This window comes from Rahnella aquatilis CIP 78.65 = ATCC 33071 (assembly GCF_000241955.1).
GTDB classification, from domain to species: Bacteria; Pseudomonadota; Gammaproteobacteria; order Enterobacterales; family Enterobacteriaceae; genus Rahnella; species Rahnella aquatilis.
Map to the genome: position 1 here is coordinate 19885 of NC_016835.1, position 21969 is coordinate 41853.

At 51.7% G+C, this 21969-nt stretch carries 17 protein-coding genes and 2 pseudogenes; all 19 read left to right on the forward strand.

Annotation, left to right across the window (positions count from 1 at the left end):
- Positions 1–2 precede the first annotated feature (2 nt).
- The gene (locus tag RAHAQ2_RS22085) at positions 3–1205 is read left to right on the forward strand and encodes a hypothetical protein (protein WP_014341604.1); all 1203 of its coding nucleotides are present in this window, start codon (positions 3–5) and stop codon (positions 1203–1205) included.
- On the forward strand, positions 1202–4618 hold the full coding sequence (locus RAHAQ2_RS22090) for an ImcF-related family protein (protein WP_014341605.1): 3417 nt from the start codon (positions 1202–1204) through the stop codon (positions 4616–4618). Before RAHAQ2_RS22085 ends, RAHAQ2_RS22090 begins: the two co-directional genes overlap by 4 nt.
- A gap of 99 nt (positions 4619–4717) precedes the next feature.
- The gene (gene tssF / locus RAHAQ2_RS22095) at positions 4718–6487 is read left to right on the forward strand and encodes a type VI secretion system baseplate subunit TssF (protein WP_014341606.1); all 1770 of its coding nucleotides are present in this window, start codon (positions 4718–4720) and stop codon (positions 6485–6487) included.
- On the forward strand, positions 6451–7533 hold the full coding sequence (gene tssG / locus RAHAQ2_RS22100) for a type VI secretion system baseplate subunit TssG (RefSeq protein ID WP_014341607.1): 1083 nt from the start codon (positions 6451–6453) through the stop codon (positions 7531–7533). Before tssF ends, tssG begins: the two co-directional genes overlap by 37 nt.
- Before the next feature lie 63 nt (positions 7534–7596).
- Positions 7597–8139 (forward strand): type VI secretion system lipoprotein TssJ, encoded by a 543-nt coding sequence (gene tssJ, locus RAHAQ2_RS22105; protein WP_014341608.1) that lies wholly within the window; start codon positions 7597–7599, stop codon positions 8137–8139.
- Positions 8140–10507, forward strand: a pseudogene (locus tag RAHAQ2_RS22110) (type VI secretion system Vgr family protein). It abuts the gene before it with no gap.
- The gene (locus tag RAHAQ2_RS22115) at positions 10504–11013 is read left to right on the forward strand and encodes a DUF4123 domain-containing protein (RefSeq protein ID WP_049796160.1); all 510 of its coding nucleotides are present in this window, start codon (positions 10504–10506) and stop codon (positions 11011–11013) included. The pseudogene RAHAQ2_RS22110 and the gene RAHAQ2_RS22115 overlap by 4 nt, the downstream one beginning before the upstream one ends.
- A 28-nt stretch (positions 11014–11041) precedes the next feature.
- Complete coding sequence (locus tag RAHAQ2_RS22120; RefSeq protein WP_014341611.1) at positions 11042–11398, forward strand: hypothetical protein; 357 nt, start codon at positions 11042–11044, stop codon at positions 11396–11398.
- Positions 11391–12062 carry a restriction endonuclease fold toxin 5 domain-containing protein gene (locus RAHAQ2_RS24700; RefSeq protein WP_014341612.1) on the forward strand — a complete coding sequence of 224 codons (672 nt, stop codon included), beginning with the start codon at positions 11391–11393 and terminating at the stop codon, positions 12060–12062. Before RAHAQ2_RS22120 ends, RAHAQ2_RS24700 begins: the two co-directional genes overlap by 8 nt.
- Positions 12063–12070: 8 nt before the next feature.
- Positions 12071–12763 carry an Imm52 family immunity protein gene (locus RAHAQ2_RS24705; protein ID WP_014341613.1) on the forward strand — a complete coding sequence of 231 codons (693 nt, stop codon included), beginning with the start codon at positions 12071–12073 and terminating at the stop codon, positions 12761–12763.
- Between the two features lie 501 nt (positions 12764–13264).
- Positions 13265–13558, forward strand: a pseudogene (locus RAHAQ2_RS22135) (type VI secretion system tip protein VgrG); the annotation flags it as partial.
- A gap of 199 nt (positions 13559–13757) precedes the next feature.
- The gene (gene tssA / locus RAHAQ2_RS22140) at positions 13758–15362 is read left to right on the forward strand and encodes a type VI secretion system protein TssA (RefSeq protein WP_014341614.1); all 1605 of its coding nucleotides are present in this window, start codon (positions 13758–13760) and stop codon (positions 15360–15362) included.
- An 18-nt stretch (positions 15363–15380) separates the two neighbouring features.
- Entirely contained in the window at positions 15381–15812 is a 432-nt protein-coding gene (tssE, locus tag RAHAQ2_RS22145) for a type VI secretion system baseplate subunit TssE (RefSeq protein WP_014341615.1), read from the forward strand.
- 160 nt (positions 15813–15972) lie between these two features.
- Positions 15973–16782 (forward strand): lysozyme inhibitor LprI family protein, encoded by an 810-nt coding sequence (locus RAHAQ2_RS22150; RefSeq protein ID WP_014341616.1) that lies wholly within the window; start codon positions 15973–15975, stop codon positions 16780–16782.
- Between the two features lie 82 nt (positions 16783–16864).
- Positions 16865–18262 (forward strand): VasL domain-containing protein, encoded by a 1398-nt coding sequence (locus RAHAQ2_RS22155; protein ID WP_014341617.1) that lies wholly within the window; start codon positions 16865–16867, stop codon positions 18260–18262.
- 65 nt (positions 18263–18327) lie between these two features.
- Positions 18328–18798, forward strand: a complete 471-nt coding sequence (locus tag RAHAQ2_RS22160; RefSeq protein ID WP_014341618.1) for a hypothetical protein — start codon at positions 18328–18330, stop codon at positions 18796–18798.
- A gap of 547 nt (positions 18799–19345) precedes the next feature.
- Positions 19346–20770, forward strand: coding sequence for a cytochrome ubiquinol oxidase subunit I (locus RAHAQ2_RS22165; protein ID WP_014341619.1), 1425 nt, complete (start codon positions 19346–19348; stop codon positions 20768–20770).
- A 2-nt stretch (positions 20771–20772) separates the two neighbouring features.
- Complete coding sequence (cydB, locus tag RAHAQ2_RS22170; protein ID WP_014341620.1) at positions 20773–21780, forward strand: cytochrome d ubiquinol oxidase subunit II; 1008 nt, start codon at positions 20773–20775, stop codon at positions 21778–21780.
- Positions 21781–21791: 11 nt separating this feature from the next.
- A complete protein-coding gene (locus tag RAHAQ2_RS25280) occupies positions 21792–21956 on the forward strand; it encodes a DUF2474 domain-containing protein (protein WP_013577857.1) in 165 nt (54 codons plus the stop codon).
- Positions 21957–21969 lie beyond the last annotated feature (13 nt).

The window sequence follows — 21969 nt, forward strand, 5'->3', positions numbered from 1 at the left end:
TTATGCCGGTGAATCTTGATGTTATTCCTGATAAAGCGCCCGGCATTGCTCGTCCCCGTACCCGTCGCTGGCTTCTTTTCTTGCCATTTATGCTGCTGGCAGGGGCGACATCCACGCTTTGGTTTTGGAAAAATGAGCATACGGGGATTGCATTCTGGTTTACCGCCATAGGCTTACCCGCAGCGACCTGGGGCATTCTTTTTAGCCTGCGACGTATCGGCTACAAATGCGATCAGATCTGGGCCACTTCATGGAACAGAGAACGCGATCAGTTAATAGAAGAGGAGACCCAACGTGGGCAGCGCTATCTCTGGTGGCACGGCGGCGTTTCCTTTACCTCTGTTGGCAAAAGTACAGAAAAACTCCTTAGCGCTGTTTTGAAAAACACTCCGCTGATGTCATCTGTTATCCCCAGAGCCGGTGGCTTCGCCGTCAGACATACACGGCTGGGCAGTATAACAAATACGATACCTGTTCTGCTGCAGGAGTGGCATGACCACCTTAAACAGCGAATATCAGCCTTACTCGATACCCTGCCCGCCGGAATGCCCTGTTACGTTCTGCTGGATGTTCACATTGATCAGGATCCGCAAGTTAACGCAAAGCATGCACAGGAAGTCATGGCGATGTTTTCCCGTCCGCTGCGGCAAATTAATGGAGCGGGGTTTGTGGCGCTAGACCAATGGATTGATATGACCTGGGGTATCCCTTCTGCCTTGCTGGTGATCGGTACTCAGATAAATAACCGGCCTGAGATCAACAGCGGTGAAGCTGCAACAGCCATGCTGTTAACCAATTGTCCGATGCCTGATGAGCGTAAAACAGTGCGCATCCATCGTCCTGAGTGCGGAACAAACGCCGCGCTCACCAAAACACTTTCACGCGCGCTGCTATGGGCTAACGTCCAGCCAGCATCCGTCGCGCAGGCCTGGCTCACTGGCGGTGCATTGCTCACTGACAGTGAATGGAGCACAGCCTGTGAAAAAAACACGCTTGGGATGAATATCCAAAAGCAATGCAGTGTTATCGATAACGTTACGGGTTATACAGGATGCACAGCACCGTGGCTGGCATTACTCATGGCGGCCACACAATGCGGTGAAGATGGCATCACACAGACTGTCGCGGTTCAAATCGCCACAGACAAGATTTGGGTGGGTTGCGTTTCTGCGCCTGCCTCAGACATTCAGGACACTTCACTGTGACAATCAGATCCCTAATAGGCAGCGCCTTTCTGTTTTTAATTTTTACCGTCATCGTTGTGGGAGGCATCCTCACCTTCTATCCACAATGGGCGGCTTCCAGCGTCGGCGTCGGCCCGTTATCACCTTCCGGTATCTGGACACTTTGTCTGAGTATTGCCGCCGGGCTGGGCGCGATTTTTTGGCTGATCGAGCGTATGTTTGATCGCCTCGGGAAGGCAGGCGTTCGTATCCAATGGCGTAAACGAAAAAATCAGCAGACAGAGGCACCAACAGTCTCAGATACCGTGAATCCATCACCTTCATTTTTCACCGGTCTGGACGAGCAGATGCGTTTTCGCTATGGCCGGTTTTGGCGCAGGAAAGTGCAGATCCTCTGGCTGAACGGAGAAACAGAACTGGTTGAAAAGATTGTGCCGGGGCTGACAGAGCAAAACTGGCAGGAAGGTGACGATACCTTGCTTTTGTGGGGCGGCTTACCGGATGTGCCCGTTGATCCTGAACGTGCGATGGCCGCACGACAATTGCGTCCGCGCCGTCCGTTAGACGGAATTGTTCATGTACTGGATGGTAATCAGTTACCAGGCACCACCTCACTCGATGAAACCCTGCGTCAGCGCCAAAAAACCGATGCGCTGCTCGGCTGGCAGGCGCCGGTGTATTTTTGGGTGCTCGACACGTGTAAATGGTCGCAGGAAGGCCGGGAAACACAACCAGTCGGGTGCTTGTTATCAGGAAAAACTTCAGCAGAATCTGTAATTACCGCACTGGATGCGCTCATCCCAGCGCTACGTGAGCAAGGGATGTCCCAGCTTGCCCAGGACACCCGATATGACTTTTTATTGCGTCTTACTGAAAGATTGCGCAAAGAATGGCGCGCGGGCCTGAGTAATGTGCTGACCACGGTTTCCCGAGGTTCTTCTCCGATGATGTTGCGCGGGCTGATGTTCAGTCTGCCATCCGGCGCAGATAAGGGGTCTTCACATAGCTGGGGTGCTCTGCCTGAGTGGCAGGGCATTCTTCAGGATTGCCGGAATGCGCAAGGGAAACGAACAGGATGGCCATGGGAAAAAATATTGCAATGCGCCCTTCTGTCCCTTGCTGTAGTTTGGGGAACAGGTGTTCTGCTTTCGCTGTTTATCAATCAGCATCAGATTGCTGACTCTCATAAACAGGCCACTATCGCAGCCGATACGTCTCAGCCTCTGGCCTCACGCCTGAATAATCAACTGGCACTTCAACAGGAAATCGCGAAATTACAGTACCGGGCAACTGCCGGTTCTCCCTGGTATACCCGTTTTGGCCTGAATCAAAATACGGTGCAGCTGGCGGCACTTTGGCCTTTGTATCAGGCCAACAATAATGTGTTAATCCGGGATGTTTCTGCCACGAAACTTAAGGCGAAATTAACAGACTTTATCCGGTTACCACCGGGCAGCCCGCAGCGTGATGCCCTGACACAGCAGACCTATGCTGAGCTTAAAGCCTACCTGATGATGTCGCGTCCGGATAAAGCCGATGCACCGTTTTTAAACCAGACTCTGATGACCCTCTGGCCAAAACGCACCGGGGTTCCGGACGGGCAATGGCAACATGTCGGACCCAAACTGATCGCCTTCTGGGGGCAGAACCTGCCCGCGCATCCGGAATGGAAAATAGCGCAGGATAAAAACCTCGTCACCGCAGTCCGGCAGATCCTGCTTAAACAAATTGGCCAGCGCAATGCGGAAGCATCGCTGTATCAGGCCATGCTGAAGAAAGTGGCAAATAACTATCCGGATATGACCCTGACAGACATGGTCGGTGATACCGACGCTTCTTATCTGTTCAACACAGACGAGGTCGTACCGGGAATGTTCACCCGTCAGGCGTGGGAAGAGCAGGTTCAGGATGCGATTGATCAGGTCGTTACTACCCGACGCAATGAAATTGACTGGGTTCTGACCAGTAAATCCCAACCCGCTTCTGAAGACATCTCCCCGGAGGCGCTAAAGGCACGCCTCACCGAACGTTACTTCACTGATTTTAGCAATGCCTGGCTAAATATGGTTAACAGCCTGCGCTGGCAGGAGCCCGGATCTCTTTCGGGGGCTATTTCCCAGCTCACGCTGATGGCAGATGTACGCCAGTCTCCGATGGTGGCATTGATGAATACGCTGGCCTGGCAGGGGAAAACGGGGCAGAAAAACGAAGCTCTGGCCGATACGCTGGTGAATTCAGCGAAAGTTCTGGTGGGTAAAAAACAACAACCTGTTATTAAACAAACAGGCGGACCACAAGGCCCCCTCGACGCCGCCTTCGGCCCCCTACTAACCATCATGGATGGCAAAAGTAACGGGTTAAATAATGGCAACCTCAGCTTTCAGGCCTATTTAACCCGAGTGACACAGGTCCGCCTGAAACTTCAGCAGGTCACTACCGCACCGGATCCGCAGGCGATGACACAGATGCTGGCTCAAACTGTCTTTCAGGGTAAAGCCGTCGATTTAACCGACACCCGTGATTACGGCAGTCTGGTTGCAGCCAGTCTGGGTCAGGAATGGAGCGGCTTCGGGAAAGCGATGTTTGTGGAACCTATGGAGCTTGCCTGGCGTCAGGTATTGCAACCCGCCGCCGGCAGTCTGAATGCGCAATGGCAGAGCACCGTGGTGAACCAGTGGGATACTTCTTTTGCCGGACGTTATCCGTTTGCCAGTACGGGCAGCGATGCATCCTTACCGGTCGTCGCGCAATATCTCCGCTCTGACTCCGGGCGTATCTCACAATTTCTGAAAACTCAACTCGGTGGCATCTTACACCAGGAAGGTAACCGCTGGGTGCCGGATGCCATTACCAGTCAGGGGCTGACCTTTAATCCGGCATTCCTTGATGCCATCAACCAGTTAGGCCAGTTATCTGACATCGTATTTGCCGAGGGAGATGCAGGCCTACGTTTTGAACTGATGGCACGCCCGTCAAAAAATGTTGTCCGCACACAGCTCGCTATCGACGGGCAAAATCTGGATTATTTTAACCAGATGGAAAGCTGGCAGAGCTTTAAATGGCCGGGAAACTCCTACTATGCCGGTGTGCAACTCAGCTGGCGCAGTGTCAGTTCCGGTATGCAACTGTTTGGCGACTTTTCTGGAAACTGGGGATTAATACGTTTGCTTGAAAAAGCCCAGGTTACCCAACTCGACAGCAGCCGTTATCAGCTGGTCTGGAAAACCCCTGATGGTCTGCCATTGAAATACATACTGAGAACAGAAATGGGCAATGGTCCGCTGGCATTGCTGGCTTTACGTAACTTCTCTCTGCCCAAAAAAGTATTTTTAGATGATGCACCTGTCTCTTCTGTCGTTGCCGCCGATCCCGGACCCGTACTGACAGACGATCAGGATATCCCCGCAGGAACGGGCTCTGCCGGAGATGAGTAATACCCTCCCCTTGTGGTGTCAGTGTGTGAACACAGGCATCACGCTTTCGTTATTTTTTTATTTTCAACACCACTGAAATTTTCAGTCAGGAATCTGTTTATGGATGATTTAACCCTGCGCTATTACGAAGCTGAGATGCGTTACCTGCGCGAGGCCGGGCGCGAATTTGCCCATGCCCATCCCGACCGGGCCGCGATGCTCAACCTGGATAAGTCCGGGGCGCGCGATCCGTACGTTGAACGTTTATTTGAAGGTTTCGCATTTCTGATGGGGCGTCTGCGGGAGAAACTGGACGATGACCTGCCGGAACTCACCGAGGGACTGGTCAGCCTCTTGTGGCCACACTATATGCGGACAATCCCTTCACTGGCCATTGTTGAATTGAAACCTGATTACCGGCAACTCAAGCAGGTGGAGATCGTGCCCCGGGGCTTCTCTGTCCTGTCACAGCCTGTCGGGCAAAAACACACCTGCTGCCAGTATCAGGTGACGCGGGATATGCCACTTATGCCGATCAATATTTCACAGGCGAAGTTGCATACTGAAACAGACGGGCGTTCAACCGTACGCCTGCGTTTTGACTGCGGTCCGCTGGCGGACTGGCGAAAGATAGATTTAAGCCGCGTGGCAATCTATCTCGATGCCGACAGTCCGGTTAGCAGCGCTCTGCATCTGGCCCTGACCCGCAAAGTTCAGGCCATGTATATCCGCCAGCCGGAGTTGGGTCAGGATCGCCGTGCGATAGACGGCTGGTTCAAGCCCATGGGATTTGAAGAAAATGAACGCCTGTGGCCTAAAGGAAGCTCAGCGTTCAGTGGCTATCAGTTGTTACTGGAATATTTTACCTTCCGCCCTAAATTTATGTTCGTTGAGCTGAACGGACTGCAAAATGTCCATTTGGTACCGGGAACGACATGGTTCGAACTCGATATTGTCCTGAGTGAGCTGTGGCCTTACGACCTGCCGTTTGATACCGATACCTTCCGGTTACACTGCGTTCCGGTCATTAACTTGTTTTCACTGGAAGCCGACCCGCTGCAAATTGATCCGCTGGCGAATGAATATCTTTTGCGGCCACTGCGTATGCAGGATGGCCACGTAGAAATCTACAGTGTTGATCAGGTACACGGTTCCGTTAAAAACGGCAAACACGACTACGTGCCCTTCACCAGTTTCCGTCACCGCGGGGGCATGATGCGTCATGATGCCCCCGAACGCTATTTCCACACACGTGTTAAGCGCGGGCCTTCCGGCCTTCATGACACATGGTTAATTCTCGGCGGTAAATCTTTTGAAGCAGAACAGCTTGCTGAACAACGCGAAGCACTTTCACTGCGTATTACCGGCACCAACGGCCAGCTTCCACGTAAGGCACTGGAAAGTACCCTGCTCAACCGGGTTGTGAAAGCCGGCAAAGTCCCGGTACAGGTTCGCAACCTCACCACGCCGACCATGCCGGTATACCCGCCTGCCAATGATCGCTTCCACTGGCGGGTGATGAGTCACCTGGGTTCAAGCTTCCTCAGCATGATGGATAACCCCGAAGTGCTGCGGGGCACGCTGGCGCTGTATGACTGGACCGATGATGAAATGAACTGCCGCAGGCTCGAAGCGATTGTTGCCGTCGAACACCACCTGATCCAGCGATTTGAAAAAGGGTTCATGCTGCGCGGTGTCGATATTGAAATCACCCTGAATACAGACAACTTCGCGGGTGAAGGGGACGTCAATCTCTTTGGTGAAATGCTGCACCGCTTCTTTGCCTTGTACGCCGATATTCACCTTTTCAACCAGCTTACGCTGGTGTTGCAACCGACAGGAAAACGCCTGAGATGGAACGAGAATCACAGCCAACACGTACCGGGCTGATCGATGCCCTGAGTCCGCGGGCGTCCTACCTGAATTTTTACCGGTTTTGTCAGCTTCTGGAACAGGCTGGCGGGGATGCTCCGCTGCTCGGTACAACCAGCACTCCCGCAACAGATCCAATACGCTTTCGCCCGCATCCGGGCATGGGTTTTCCTGTCAGTGAAATACGCGTCATTGAAGCCGACCGGGAACATGTACACGCCACACCCACCGTTCGTACCACCTTTATGGGGCTCTATGGGGTAGATGCCCCCTTACCCACAGGCTATCTCGACGATATCAGCCAACGGCGGGAAGGATACGAAAGCGTTGAGCATTTTCTGGATATTTTCAACCACCGGCTGATGACGCAGTTCTATCGCATCTGGCGTAAATACGCCTACCCCGCTAGTTTCCAGGCTGGCGGAACGGATGAGACATCACAGTGCCTGCTCGGTCTGATTGGTCTGGGGATACCCGGCACGGCCAAACATATCGCGACGCCGATTTCCCGATTTCTTGCGCTTTTAAGCACTATGCGTTTGCCGACACGAACGGCAGAAGGGATCCGTGCGCTGGTGAATCTGCTGGCACCCCTGACGCAGGCTTATATTCAGGGGCATGACCCGGTGTCAGTGGAAATGCGCAGTCGTAGCGGGTTTTGCGCTGAAAACCGTATTGCGCTGGCACAGCGCAGCGTACTGGGTCGCAAAGGAAAGGACGGTAATAGCCGGGTACTGGTGAGTCTGATGACCTCCGATCCTGAAGAAGCTGAAGGATGGTTACCCGGCGGCCATTTGCATACCGATTTACTCGTGCTGATGCGGGTATATCTCGGCTACCGGTGCAATGCCCGTCTGCAACTCACCGTCCCTACCCGCTTGCTGCCGGAACCCCGGCTCGGCGGGTCCCGACGGATACAGCTCGGGCGCACCGGTGTACTGGGTTTACAGGAAAGCAAACGTGACAGCCTGCCGCAAAGTCTGACCGTCAGCCTCGGCACCTATCAGGGTGTACATGAGGAACCCTTATTACCCGCTGAGTCGGGAGAATACCGGTTCCGTTAACCCTGCAATCAAGACATTGCAGGGACACTATATTTTTTGCGAATGAAGAAAAAGGATGCCCTGATGGCAAAAATAATTCCCTCACATACAGGATGGCAGTATGGCAGCCTGTTTCTGCTCGTGGTTCTGCTTAGCGGCTGTGGCCTGACTCAGAAAGTGGTCGATGGCACCAAAGGCGTGACCAAAGCGATTTTCTATAAGCAAATTAAAACACTGCATCTCGATTTTTCCCCGCGCACTTCTATGAACACAGATGAAGGCGATCAGTCATCGCTCGCCACCATGGTTCGTGTTTATCAGCTTAAAGATCGCAAAGCTTTTGACGCCGCGGATTATGAAAAGCTGCTGCTTCAGTCCGACGACCTGTTAAAAGCCGATTCCCTGGCCTCTAAGGAAGTGCTGGTGATGCCGGGCGGTGATGTATCACTGGATATGCCCATGGAACCCGATGCGCAGTTTGTCGCGGTGGTGGCGTTGTTTCGCAACCCGGACCGACAACATGACACCTGGCGGGTGGTGCTGAAACGGGAAGAGTTTGATCCCGACAAGCCCCGCACGCTGGAACTCAGTAACGGGCAGCTTACGTTGTTACCACTCAAAGATTAAATGGAGGTTTCTGTGGTTGATATCCTGAAAAATCTTCTCCCTGATGCGGCAGGTTTGTCCCGCTACTCACTTGCTATCTGGAACAGCCCGTACGCTTTGGACGTGCTGAATTTTCGCGGCGAGGAACAGCTCAGCGAGACTTTTTCCTACACCGTTGACGTCACCTGCCCCGAACCGGATATCGATGCCGCACAGATGCTGCGCCAGTTCGCCAGCTTCACGATGGGCACGCCTTTCCAGCCTGAACGCGCCGTGTACGGCGTTATTCGTGACTTTCAGCGCCTCTCCACCTCCGCCGATGAAACCCTGTACCGCCTCGAGCTGGTGCCGCGCCTGCGGCTGCTGGAAAACAGCACCAACAGCTTTATTTTTCAGAACCAGTCGGTGCCTGAAGTGGTGGAATTTATTCTGCGCAAACACGGGCTGGAGGGGCAGGATTTTGAGTTTCGCCTCAGCCACACCTACCCCGACCGCGAGCTTATCACCCAGTGGGGCGAGACCGACCTGCAGTTTATCAAACGTATTCTGGCCGAGGTCGGTATCTGGTTCCGCTTTGAGGCGGACACCCGCCTGACGTGTGAGAAAGTGCTGTTCGGCGACGGGCCGGAGCAGTACCGGTTTGGCGTCACCCTGCCGTACTGCGAGCCGTCGGGGATGAGCGACGCCCACGCCGAAAGCGTCTGGGGACTGAAAATCCACTGGAACGCCGTGACCGGCAAAATCTTCAAACGCGATTACAACTACCGCGAGGCGACCACGCCGCTCGATACCAGCGCGCAGGTGCGCAGCGCCGCGCCGGTGACCGGCGAAAGCTACCTGTACGCCCGACCCTACCGCGAGGCCGGTGGAGACATGGACGCCGCCGCCGAAACCGGCGCGTTCTACGCCCGCATCCGCCATGAACGTCAGCTGAATCACCAGTGCCGCATTTTTGCCCGCACCACCGGCAGCGGACTGGCGCCGGGTCAGGTGCTGGAACCGCAGGCCTACCCGTTCAGCGACCTGCCGGACGGCATCCTGATTACCCGCATCGTCGCCAAAGGCTCGCGCACCGACCACTTCCGCCTCAATATCTGGGGCATGGCCTACCGCGAAACGATTGGCTTTCGCCCCGAACCGCCGGCGCGGCCGGTGCTCAGCGGCACGATACCGGCGCGGGTGGAAAGCCCGGCCAAAGGCGACACCTATGCGTGGCTGGATAATCAGGGGCGTTACCGCGTACGGATTGACGGCGACCGCGCCTCGGCCGATGCCGGTTATGCGTACCTGTGGGTGCGCCTCGCCAAACCCTACGGCGGTGACGGCTACGGCTGGCATATGCCGCTGACCGACGGCACCGACGTGGCCATCGCCTTTGACGGCGGCGACCCCGACCGGCCGTATATCGCCGCCGCGCTGCACGACTCTGAACATCCTGACCACGTGACGGAAAGGAACCACACCCGTAACGTCCTGCGCACCCCGTCAAATAACACGCTGCGGATGGAGGACCGGCGCGGTGAGGAGCACATCAGGCTCGCCACCGAATACGGCAAAACCCAGCTGAATAGCGGGCATATCGTCGATGCGCAAAACGCGCCGCGCGGGCAAGGTTTTGAGCTGCGCACCGACGAACACGGCGCCCTGCGCGGCGGTAAGGGCGTCTTTCTCAGCGCGGACGCCCAGCCGCAGGCGCAGGGCCAGGTGCCGGATAACCGCGCGGCGATGGCTGAAATCGAATACCTGCAGGGTCAGGTGAAAGCCCTCAGCCAGGCCGCCGCGGAGGCCAAAGCGCTGGAGGCCGACATCGCGGCGCAAATCGCCATGTTCAGCGAACGGCTGAAGCCGATAAATCAGGTGGTGCTGGCCAGCGCGCCACAAGGCATGGCGCTGACCAGCGGCGAGCATCTGCAACTGGCAACTGGCAGCCGCCAAAAACATGATACTGAACGCCGGTAACAATGCGGATATCGGGGTGATTAAGAACCTGACCGTCAACACCGGTGAGAAAATGGGCCTCTTTGCGCTGAAGGGTGAGATGAGCCTGAAGGCCAGCGAAGGCAGGGTCGACGTTCAGGCGCAGAACAACCGGCTGGCGCTTGCGGCGGGCAAAAAAGTGAGCATCACGGCGGTGGACGGCGACATCCTGTTCAGCGCGAAAAAGCGCATCACGCTGATTGGCGGCGGCAGCTACCTCATCCTGCAGGACGGCAAAATCGAGTACGGCACGGCGGGTGAGTATTTCAGGAAAACGCCGCACACGGTGCTGACGGTGGCGAATACCATGGCGGCAGAACTGGCCGCCATGACCGGTGGCGGAATTTGCCTCAGTTGCCTGATGAAAGCGGCAATGTCGGGCAATGCATTTGTTATAAGGGGAGAATCATGAACACTGCCGCATATTCCGCCGTGATGAATCAATTAATATCTCATCCTGAATGTGGAGGTTTCGCTTTGGTAGATGGCCTGCAATATGAACGTCACTTTGGTGAAGAGATAAAAACTGAGAAAGGGATCGTTGCACCTCTGTTTGATAGTGGTCCTGACTCTCGCATTCAGTTTGCAGGCCCCTGGCTGTTCTCATTGAATACAACCATTGAGTATCGTGAAAAATTGCAACAGCTGGAGTGCATATATCCATCAGTTTCATGGTTCCTTTCCTGCTGGACTATGGAGAATGTTGTAAATCATTTTAAACCTTTTTTAAATTTACAGCTTCCGGACGGGCGTGGAGCATTATTTCGATTTTATGACCCTCGAATCCTTAAAGATATCGAGCTTCTTTTGGCTGAAAAAGATTATGAGGAACTTATTGCTGGTATTGAATGCTGGTTTTTGACACTGAATGGCGAAACTTACGATATAAAATCCAAGGGAAAGTATTTTTGGGACTAATGAAGTTTTCTTCAGGTAGAAAAACATTATGGTAGTAAAAATATCTACAGAGCAACTTTCAAACCTCAGGGAGTTAGAAAGCAATAATTATATAAACAGTCTGCACCAAATAATTATTAAGCACTCTCCTTCCCTTGCCGATGATGGGGGGTTAAAATTTCATCTTATTGATGCCGAGCAATTTGTAAATGAGAACGGCTTCACTGATAAAAAGATAAAGACAGAATTTTTAATAATGAATGCTTATGAACCTGGTTTTTACAAAACAAATACGATGCAGAACTGGATTTTAAATGGTACGGAAAGTCCTGAACGTGAATATGTAAAATACCAGCAAATCAGGAGCAACTTTTTAAAAAGAAATTCTGGAGTTGAAAATGAGTAATGTTGGAGCAACTATGCCAGTCCCAGCTGGCCGCACCGGGACTATACCCGGGACCAGAGGACGTCTGGGGGGCGTTGTTGGTATTCTTTCAGATCTTGAAGCCCATAGACAGGAATATTTAGCCTATATGGCTGAAATGGAGAATGTTAAGGAAGAAGCAGCTAGTTTGACCAAGGAGTTAAGTGAGGAAGGATGTGACCAGTGCGTCTATACTCAGGGTGAAGTGACACTCCAGAATATTAAAGGCTGGTCCGATATCAGCATTGCATATCAGTTCTACATCTGTAAGCTCCCAATCCATTTTCAGGTAATGAAAATAATGGAGTGGACATATGGGGTTGCATTCGATGGTTTTGTACCTAAAGAATGCCTGCTGATTGAGACGAAAGCTAATTACGATCAATTTTTTGATATGAATGAAGAGCTTAAATTTTTCATGAACATAACTAAAGGAACTGACGGACTTTTCCTGAAGCAAGCGCGTTCTCAAAACTCTTGTGCATTGAAGGGAATGCCACCCGGTCGTTTACATTGGTATTTCATGCAACCCATTAGTGCCAGATATGCGCGTTCAGAATTTGCAGAAGAAGGGTTAGATATTTCAGTAATTGATAAGCCAATGCCCACCGAGTATGTCCGAACAATAATCACAAACAAACAATAGGTGTAAATATGTTTTATAAAATACAAGGTTTAATTTACAGAAAAAACAAAGTAACATCGGAAAATATATTCAATGAATTGATTAAATTCATTAATACACTACCAAACTGGAGTGAAAAACCGAAGCTATGGTTTATAGCGACTCCCAAAGGGAGTGTCAAAGGTATCGAAAATGGTCAAACATCCCAAGATGCACTTAGCTATGTCGATGAAATGATAAAATCAAATAATAGTATTAGTGTCATACTTGCTGATGAAAATGAAGATGATAGTATACTAACGCTATGGTTTAAAAACACCCAAGCAATATCTGAAGACAGGTATACATTCTCACTTACAATTAAATCACTTTCAAAACTAAATGATTTTAATGTTTTTCTTGATATATTTAATAAATTAACATCTTTAGACGAATGGAAATTCAAATATATTTTTCTAGATACAGAACAATATAGAAGAAAAGAATTATCTGTTTTCGAAGATAGATTGGCGGTTGGTTGGATTCTGTTTTTACCACAATTGATTTCATCAGAACATGCCCGATCGGCATTTAAAGTCATTCAGCGAAAAGAAATAAATGGAACAATAATTATCTCAAGCGAGATTTTTGATGGTAAAAACCCTCTCCACATCTCCCATGCTAATAATGTAGAGATAGAGCTTGCTGCTGATGGATTTTTGCCTTTACTGAAGGGATTATAATTATTGTCTTTACTAGTATATCAACAACCTCCAACTCAATAATCGACATTAATAAAATAAAGAACCAGAGTTATTCCTGTCATGGATAATGGGCGGCAAAGAGGAACTATTATCGTTTCAACTGAGGAACTCTTCGATGGTGAAAATGAAGAACATATTACAAAATCTAATGATATTGAGATCAAACTGTTAGACCTTGGATTTTTGCCGCTAATGACAGAACTCTAGCTGTGATTACATAGGGTCTCCTGAGAGACTCAAACATGTCGTGATTAATAGAGAAGGGAAAGGTCTCTGATGGTAGGTATTCTGGTAGGAGGCATGCCGGTGACCAGCGGTACGCCGGCCCCTACCGCGAGGCCGATGAGGTCGTGGACGCCGCCGCTGGCGCCGGGTCAGGTGCTGGAGCCGCAGAACCACCCGTTCAGCGAACTGCCGGACGGTATCCTGATTACCCGCATCGCCGCCAAAGGCTCGCGCACCGACCACTTCCGCCTCAATATCTGGGGCATGGCCTACCGCGAAACGATTTGTTTTCGCCCCGAACCGCCGGCGCGTCCGGAGCTCAGCGGCACGATACCGGCGCGGGTGGAAAGCCCGATCAAAGGCGACCCCGACCGGCCGTATATCGCCGCCGCGCTGCACGACTCCGAACATCCTGACCACGTGACGGAAAGGAACCACACCCGCAACGTTCTGCGCACCCCGTCCAATAACAAGCTGCGGATGGAGAACCGGCGCGGTGAGGAGCACATCAAGCTCGCCACCGAATACGGCAAAACCCAGCTGTATAGCTATGAGTTTAATGTAGGGTTGGCAAAAAAAGCTGCCCCAACCCACAATAATATTATTTGGAATATTTTAAATCTCCTCTTGCTTGTGTATTTCTTGCTACTTAATTTATTTTTTTCATCAGGTTAGGAATTTTAAACCTGTATAAATTTTCACTTTCCAGTACCGCCGCATTAAATGCCATAACGAAAAGGAATGTCTCATGGCCACATTACACACCCTGTTAGCGCTATGCCCACAGGAAAACCCAGATATATTGATGCAAAAGGCCAAAGTGCAAACAGCACTGTGGGAAAAATGGCTAAACCCGGTTAGCAGCGATAACGCAACTGGTGAAGATCCCGGTTATGACGATGACTTTCAACGTATGCGTGAAGAAGTTAATAAGCTTTCAGGCGCGGATACTGAACTGGTGTGCCAACTGGCGGAGAAATTACTGACCACTGTATGCAAAGACGTAAGGGTAGCCACTTATTATCTCTGGGCACGATTGCATCGCGACGGCGAATCGGGTCTGGCCGAAGGGCTGGAACTGTTGAGCGGACTGGTCTCACGCTATGGCGACCAGTTGTTGCCATCACGAAAAAATAGCCGGCGGGCTGCCATGGAGTGGCTGGCAGGCAGTAAAGTTCTCGACAGCCTGTCGCTGTATCCCGAAGTCGATAAGCCAAAATTTGAACGCATTTTGGCTGCACTCACACTGTTTGAAGACGTTATTACATCATGGGAGGACGTAAACCGACCACAGTTGGGCGGACTTTATGATGCCCTAGAATCCCGACTGGCTCAGTCTGGTGGCTTCGATGCCGTTGTTCCGCAAAACAGCGGCGGTCAGGCGACGTCTGATTCGCGCTCCTTATCGCCGGACATGCCGACATTAAAGGTAATACAGTCTGGTCGTGAGTTACTCGATCAGGCTAAGGCGTTAGCTCAGTACCTGCGAGACCAGCCACAAGGCTGGTTATCAGGGCACAGGTTGATGACTACGATACGCTGGGACACTGTCGACCAACTGCCTCCGCTGGATGCCAAGGGTTGTACTCGCTTGGCCCCCCCAAGAACTGAATATCGTGCCCAACTCAAGCGCCTGTATTTGCAACAAAGCTGGACCGAATTATTGGAAAACGCCGATCGAATGTTTACCGAAGGCGTGAATCATTTCTGGCTGGATATCCAGTGGTATTTGCACCAGGCGCTCAGCAAGTCGGGGGCTCCTTATGATAGCTGGGCAGAATTCATCGAGCAGGATCTGCGTTTATTGTTGCTTCGTTTACCGGGACTGGAAACGCTCGCCTACAGTGACGGTACCCCCTTTGCCGACGAAGTGACCGCAGGCTGGATCACACGTGATATTCAGGACAATGACGGACGATGGCAATCTGAACCCAATGCAGTCTCTGCAAGTGGCGATGAAGATGTCCTTCAGCTTGAAACCGAAGCACTGGCGCAGGCAGACAGTGAAGGTATAGAAGCTGCACTCAATTGGTTGCAGATTCGCCCGGGGATCACTACACCTCGCCAACGTTGGCTAATACGGCTGCTCATGGCTCGTGTTGCTGAACAATATGGAAAAAATGAAATGGCACTCCACTTACTTGGAGAACTGGACAGCACAGGAAATCGCCTGACGCTGAAACAATGGGAGCCTGCCCTGCTGTTTGAAGTAAAAGCACGACGACTCAAACTGCTGAGAATGCAATTCCAGCGCGGCGATACTGATAAAGCCAAACTCACACTTGAAATGGACAAACTGCTCGCCGGATTGGTTTCTATTGATCCTGCACGCGCGGCTGTTCTGTGTGCTTAAAAAGGAATTTAAACGCGAATGAACTCAAAATCCCCTTCTCTGTATGAAATCCTCACTGGCAATTTTGCCGGCGGCCTCGATCTGCACAACGTCAGCGAAGAGAATCAGGTGATCCTCTCCGTGCTCGACAACATGCAGCGTATTCTCAACTGTCGTGCCGGCACGCTCAGCCATCTGCCGGATTACGGCCTGCCGGACATGAGCAAAATCCTGCAGGGGATGCCCGGTACGGCACATTCACTGCTGGATGTCTTGTCAGAAACCCTGCTGAAATACGAGCCGCGCATCAAAAAGTTGCACGTTATTTTATTGCCCCAGTCCAGCCCCGGACATCTTGAATATGCCATTGACGCCGAGCTGAAAGAGCTTGGCTTAGTGCGATTCGGTACCGAATTTATGCCGGAAGGCCGCGTACTGATGCGCCATATGAAACAGCAGAATTACGTGTGACAAATTTAAAATATTTTAATCCCTATTTTTAAAATTTAATGGCAATCGGGAGGGGTAACCCACAATCATGAAATAACCTCTAAACAAAACAGATGATATGCATGGAAAAGCTAACCAGACGCATTGCCTGGTCAATTTAATTAACAAAGGGTTTTTATAAATGTTTAAAGGTATTTTTTTACTGACTACCGCCTCATTATTTTCTTTAAGCGCACAAGCGGGGCTATTTGGAGGCGAAGACTTCAAATGTGGTAGAAATGATGCTGTCAAAGCTGTTCAGGATTACATCAAAAGTGAAGCAGGAGCGAAACTGCAGAACGATTACATTACCAGCCCTGAGATATTTCATAAAAAGGACATTCAGGAATTTCAGAGTAAAATCGATTCAATACCCATGACGATTTCAAATGTCTCAACAACATCCACAACCGACGGAATGCTGAACTGTAGTGCAACAATAGCGGCACAACTTCCACCAGAAACCCTTGAAGTGTTAAAAAACAACCCGGAGTATCTGTCCGGTATCATTTCAGATAATGGAAAAATGAATAATGGCAAGGTTGTGTGGAGTAATTATCCCTACAGCCTCAGCCTGGCAGATAACAAAAAGGATATATCTGTAAACAGAATTAATTACATTCAGAACTCTTTATATCAAATGTCCACGCTCGCAGTGAATAAAGATTACATCATCACTTCTAAATTCACCGTAAAATTATCCAGCTCAAAAAACAATTATGCAAGAAGCGACCGAAATCTGAATGATATCTGGAAAAGCCTGCCGGACTCGATTAAGACATCCATGAAGAAATCACAACAAGCCTGGGTGAATGATAAAGCGCTTAAATGCGGAAAATTATCTGATGCGGATATGGAAACCACGCCGATTCAAAACAGGATTAATACTTATGATTGTCAGACAAAAATGACGAATGAACGTATCGCATTTTTAGGCGGGGATAATTATTAATTTACAATGCTAGTCAATGTGCACCCAGACAGTCGGGTGCACAAACTTCAACACCGAATAACGCTTTCTCAGGTAAGACAAAATGATGGCCCAAGACATAAACCGCCAGCTACGCACCGGGGGTGACCCGCGTGCGCTGGCTGATTACGCCGTTTTACGCGAAGAACTGAGCAAATTAACCCATCCGGCGCGTCCGGATGTGGACTGGAAAAAGGTGGAACAACTGTGTCTGAACCTGTTTCAGCAGAACGGTATCGAACTGCAAACGGCGTCGTGGTACACACAGGCCAGAACGCGGTTAACGGGTATGTCAGGATTAAATGAAGGGCTGGCGATCCTCGAGGCATTGATTTCACGGCAGTGGCCGGGACTGTGGCCGCAGCCGGTGCATGCGCGGATGGAAATACTCTCCGGCCTGAGCCAGCGTCTGCAACAGACATTGCGCAGCATGACCCTGGATTATCACGATCTGTCGCAGATCTATCAGGCCGAAAAACTGATCAATGCGCTGTGCGAGGTCTTGCAGCGTCTGGAGCTGAAGCATGTCAGCCAACTGGAAGCACTGAGCAGTTTTATGCACGGTGCTGCCGTGAGGCTGGAAAATATGCACGCGGCCAGCGATACGACAATCGTATTACCTGCGGCGGCAACAGAGAACACGGAAAAAAGATGGGCTACGCAAGCCCGCGAGCAGTGGGTGTATGTTGCACAGGCTGAGCCTGCCGAACCACAGGTGACGATTACGCCACCCGCGCCGGTGAAGCATCCGGTGCAATGGAAAGGGTTTATCGCCGGAATCATGGCAACGTTGCTGGCTGGCGGCGGAGTCTGCGCAGCTATCACGGCGTTTTATCATCCGCCCTCCGGTGAACAACTGATGGCGACGCTGCCGGTAATGCCAAAACCGCTGAATGCCCAGACACTGGAAACGCTGAAGAACCGGCAGGCTGAGATGCTGCACCGTGAGGCACCGGCGTATCTGGCCGCCATGCAGCAGCAAACGCGCCAGCTCGCCACCTTGTCGCCGCGCTGGGCGCAGGATACCGGGTCACATCTGGTCAGTCAGGCACTGATACTGTGGCCTGATAATCCGGCGACCGCTGCGCTGGCGAAAAGCTGGACGCAGCAACTGAACGCCAATGCCGTGCCTTTGGAAAACCTCAGCGGCTGGCAACAGGCCAATACTCAGCTGCAACAACTGGCGGACAAACTCAACGGGCTGGATGAGCAGCGCGGTAAATATATGACTGTCTCGCAGCTAAAATCCTCCGTTTTTGCCATCCAGCAGGCGCTCAACGGTTCACCGCCGGTAGAAGAATCGCTGCGTAAACTGGCGCAGGACAAACAGCAAAATAAGGATGTTTCACCGCAGTTGATGATGCAACTGGATAATCAGTTCACGCAGCTGCTGAACCGGTATGTGTTGCTTACTCAAACCTTACCGGCGACCGCCGGTAAAAATGGTCAGGCAGATAACTGACCAATGAATATGGCGACGTGATCAGAAAATGTGATGACGTCGGCCATCTTAAATACAGAGGAAGTATGTCAGCAAAAGAACGGTTCCTTAAAAAACTACAGGACAGCCAGCCCCGCACTGGCTCATTTGAAAATAAAGGTCAGGCGGATATCGCCGAATTCCGGCAGCGGATCACCCTGTTGCAGGAAAACATAGAAGAATGGCTGGAAGGCACCGGTATCCGGGTCGAAAGCACCACCGTCTCGCTGGTTGAATGCCTGATTGGCGGGAAATCGTTCAGCATTCCGGGCATCCGGCTGACCTATGAAGACAGCCAGGTGACCTTCACACCGGTGTTTTTATACGGACAAGGCGTCACGGGCTGTGTGGAAACCAGCCTTTGCACGCAAGGCCGGGTCACTGTTCTGTGCCGGTTATTTATGCGCGCGGGTGAGAACAGAGACTGGACATGGCGTCCCGCGAATCCTTTCACGGCGCAAGAGCGGACGTTTGGCGAAGAGCTCTTTTTTGAACTGATTGAAGGATTATTACCCTGACGCCTTCGGGCGTCTTTTTTTGTCGATCACCCCGATAAAGCGCAGCTCAAATGTAAAAAAATGCTACAAGCATTACCTTCCGGCTGCATTTTTGGCCAAAATCGATGACATAAATTTACATTGCATTAAAAATAAGAATGCGCTGCCACTTCTGCAAATTTAACTTTCTTGTTACCAATTTTGCACACAACAGGTCATTACCGGATGCAGGGGAATTACATTTGAAAAACATCAAAACTTTTTGATCCAGATCAATGCAACAACATGACCTCTCATTTTTTATGGTTAATTCTCTTCCCGTCGTTTTTCCGCGAATTTAGTTTTCCTGCCTGTAGCTTTTTAATCCCCTGAAAGTGTTTCAGCGACTCATTCCCCCCCGGAACCGTCCCTGTTCATCCCTTCGCGCGATGTGCTTAAATCGGCTCCTCGCGAAACCCTGGCAGTCCCCCTTTCATTCAAGACTTCACCTGCGAATGTCAGACATCGCCGGTTCCCGTACCGGCATTGCTGTTTGGAAGGGTAACCTGACACACAAAAAGAGGTTGTTATGTTTGGTCTTGATGCGCTAGAACTGGCCCGGATCCAGTTCGCCTTCACCGTCTCTTTTCATATCATTTTTCCCGCTATTACTATCGGGCTTGCCAGTTTTCTGGCTGTTCTCGAAGGCATGTGGCTGAAAACAAAGAAAGAGGCTTATCGCGACCTGTATCATTTCTGGTCGAAAATCTTTGCCGTTAACTTCGGTATGGGCGTGGTCTCCGGTCTGGTGATGGCTTACCAGTTCGGTACTAACTGGAGCATGTTCTCCTCGTTCGCGGGCAGTATTACCGGTCCGCTGCTGACGTATGAAGTGTTAACCGCGTTCTTCCTTGAAGCCGGTTTCCTCGGCGTGATGCTGTTCGGCTGGAACCGCGTCGGACCTGGCCTGCACTTCTTCTCGACCTGCATGGTGGCGCTCGGCACATTGATGTCGACATTCTGGATCCTCGCCTCCAACAGCTGGATGCAGACCCCGCAGGGCTACGAGATTGTCAACAACCTGGTGGTGCCGGTCAGCTGGATGAAGGTTATCTTCAACCCGTCCTTCCCGTTCCGCTTAATGCACATGACCACCGCCGCGTTCCTGGCTTCTGCCTTCTTCGTCGGTTCTGCCGCGGCATGGCATTTACTGCGCGGTCGCGATACGCCAGCTATCCGTACCATGCTGTCAATGGCCATGTGGATGGCGCTGATCGTGTCTCCGATTCAGGCATTTCTTGGCGATGCACATGGCCTGAATACCCTGAAATATCAGCCGGCTAAAATCGCAGCCATCGAAGGCCACTGGGAAAATAAAGACAACAAACCGTCCCCGCTGGTATTGATCGGCTACCCCGATATGAACCGTGAAGAAACCCGCTACGCGATTGAAATCCCGTATCTGGGCAGTCTGATCCTGACGCACAGCCTGACGCATCAGATCCCGGCGCTGAAATCCTTCCCGAAAGAAGACCGTCCGAACTCTTCGGTTATCTTCTACACCTTCCGCATCATGGCCGGTCTCGGCATGCTGATGATTTTGCTGGGGGTACTGAGCCTGATCCTGCGTCGTGGCGGCAAAATGTATACCTCTAAAGCGTTCCTGCGCTTTGCTTTCCTGATGGGGCCTTCCGGTCTGCTGGCGTTGCTGGCGGGGTGGATCACCACAGAAATGGGCCGTCAGCCGTGGGTAGTTTATGGCCTGCTGCGCACTAAAGACGCGGTATCCAACCATAACGTGCTGCAAATGAGCGTCAGCCTGATCCTGTTCATCGTGATCTATTGCTCAGTGTTTGGTGTCGGTTACGGCTACATGATGCGTCTGATCCGCAAGGGTCCGCAGGCGCACGAAGGTGAAAGTGTTGATCACGGGGGTCCCGGCCAGCACCGCACACCTGCGCGTCCGCTGTCTGCGATTTCAGAATCACTGACCGACGAAAATAAGGGAGCTTGATAATGGGTATCGACTTACCGCTGATCTGGTTTTTGATCATCATCTTCGGCGTGATGATGTATATCGTGATGGACGGCTTCGATCTGGGTATCGGCCTGCTGTTCCCGCTGGTGAAAAAAGAGCATGACCGTGACGTGATGATGAACACCGTCGCGCCGGTCTGGGACGGCAACGAAACCTGGCTGGTGCTCGGCGGTGCGGCACTGTATGGCGCATTCCCGCTGGCGTACTCGGTGATTCTGGATGCGCTGACTATCCCGCTGACCCTGATGCTGTTTGGTCTGATCTTCCGTGGTGTGGCGTTTGAATTTCGTTTCAAAGCCAGCCCGGCCAAACGCCACGTGTGGGATAAATCCTTCATCTGCGGATCAGTCATCGCCACCTTCTGTCAGGGCGTGGTGCTGGGCGCGGTGATCAACGGTATTCCGGTGGTGAACCGTACTTACGCTGGTGGCGCGCTCGACTGGCTGACGCCGTTCACGCTGTTCTGTGGTTTTGCGCTGGTGGTGGCTTATGCCCTGCTCGGCTGCACCTGGCTGATTATGAAAACCGAAGGCGAATTGCAGGAAGCGATGCACAAAATCGCCAAACCGCTGCTGATGGTATTCCTGCTGGTGACACTGGCCGTCAGCCTGTGGACGCCGCTGACCCACAGCGATATCGCCACCCGCTGGTTCTCGCGCCCTAACCTTTACTGGTTCCTGCCGGTGCCGGTGCTGGTGGTGCTGGTCTCGGCGTGGATGTACCGTGCCATCAGCAAAAATGCGCATCACGCGCCGTTCCTGCTGACGCTGGCGCTGGTGTTCCTCGGTTATACCGGTCTGGGGATCAGCATCTGGCCGAATATCATTCCGCCGTCTATCTCTATCTGGGAAGCCGCTTCACCGCCGCAAAGTCAGGGCTTCATTCTGGTGGGTGCCCTGTTCATCATCCCGATCATTCTGGTGTACACCTTCTGGAGCTACTACGTGTTCCGCGGGAAAGTCACACCGGATCAGGGTTATCACTGAGGAATCGCATTATGAATCTCATCAGAAAAATGGATGACAGCAACATCACTAAAGCCCCCTTTTTGAAGCGTGTCGGCTGGATGGCCGTCATCTGGGGCGGCAGTGTGCTGGCGTTATTTGTTGTGGCATCGGTGTTTCATCTGCTGATGTTTGCAGCGGGAATGAGAAGTCATTAAATGAAGAAGATCG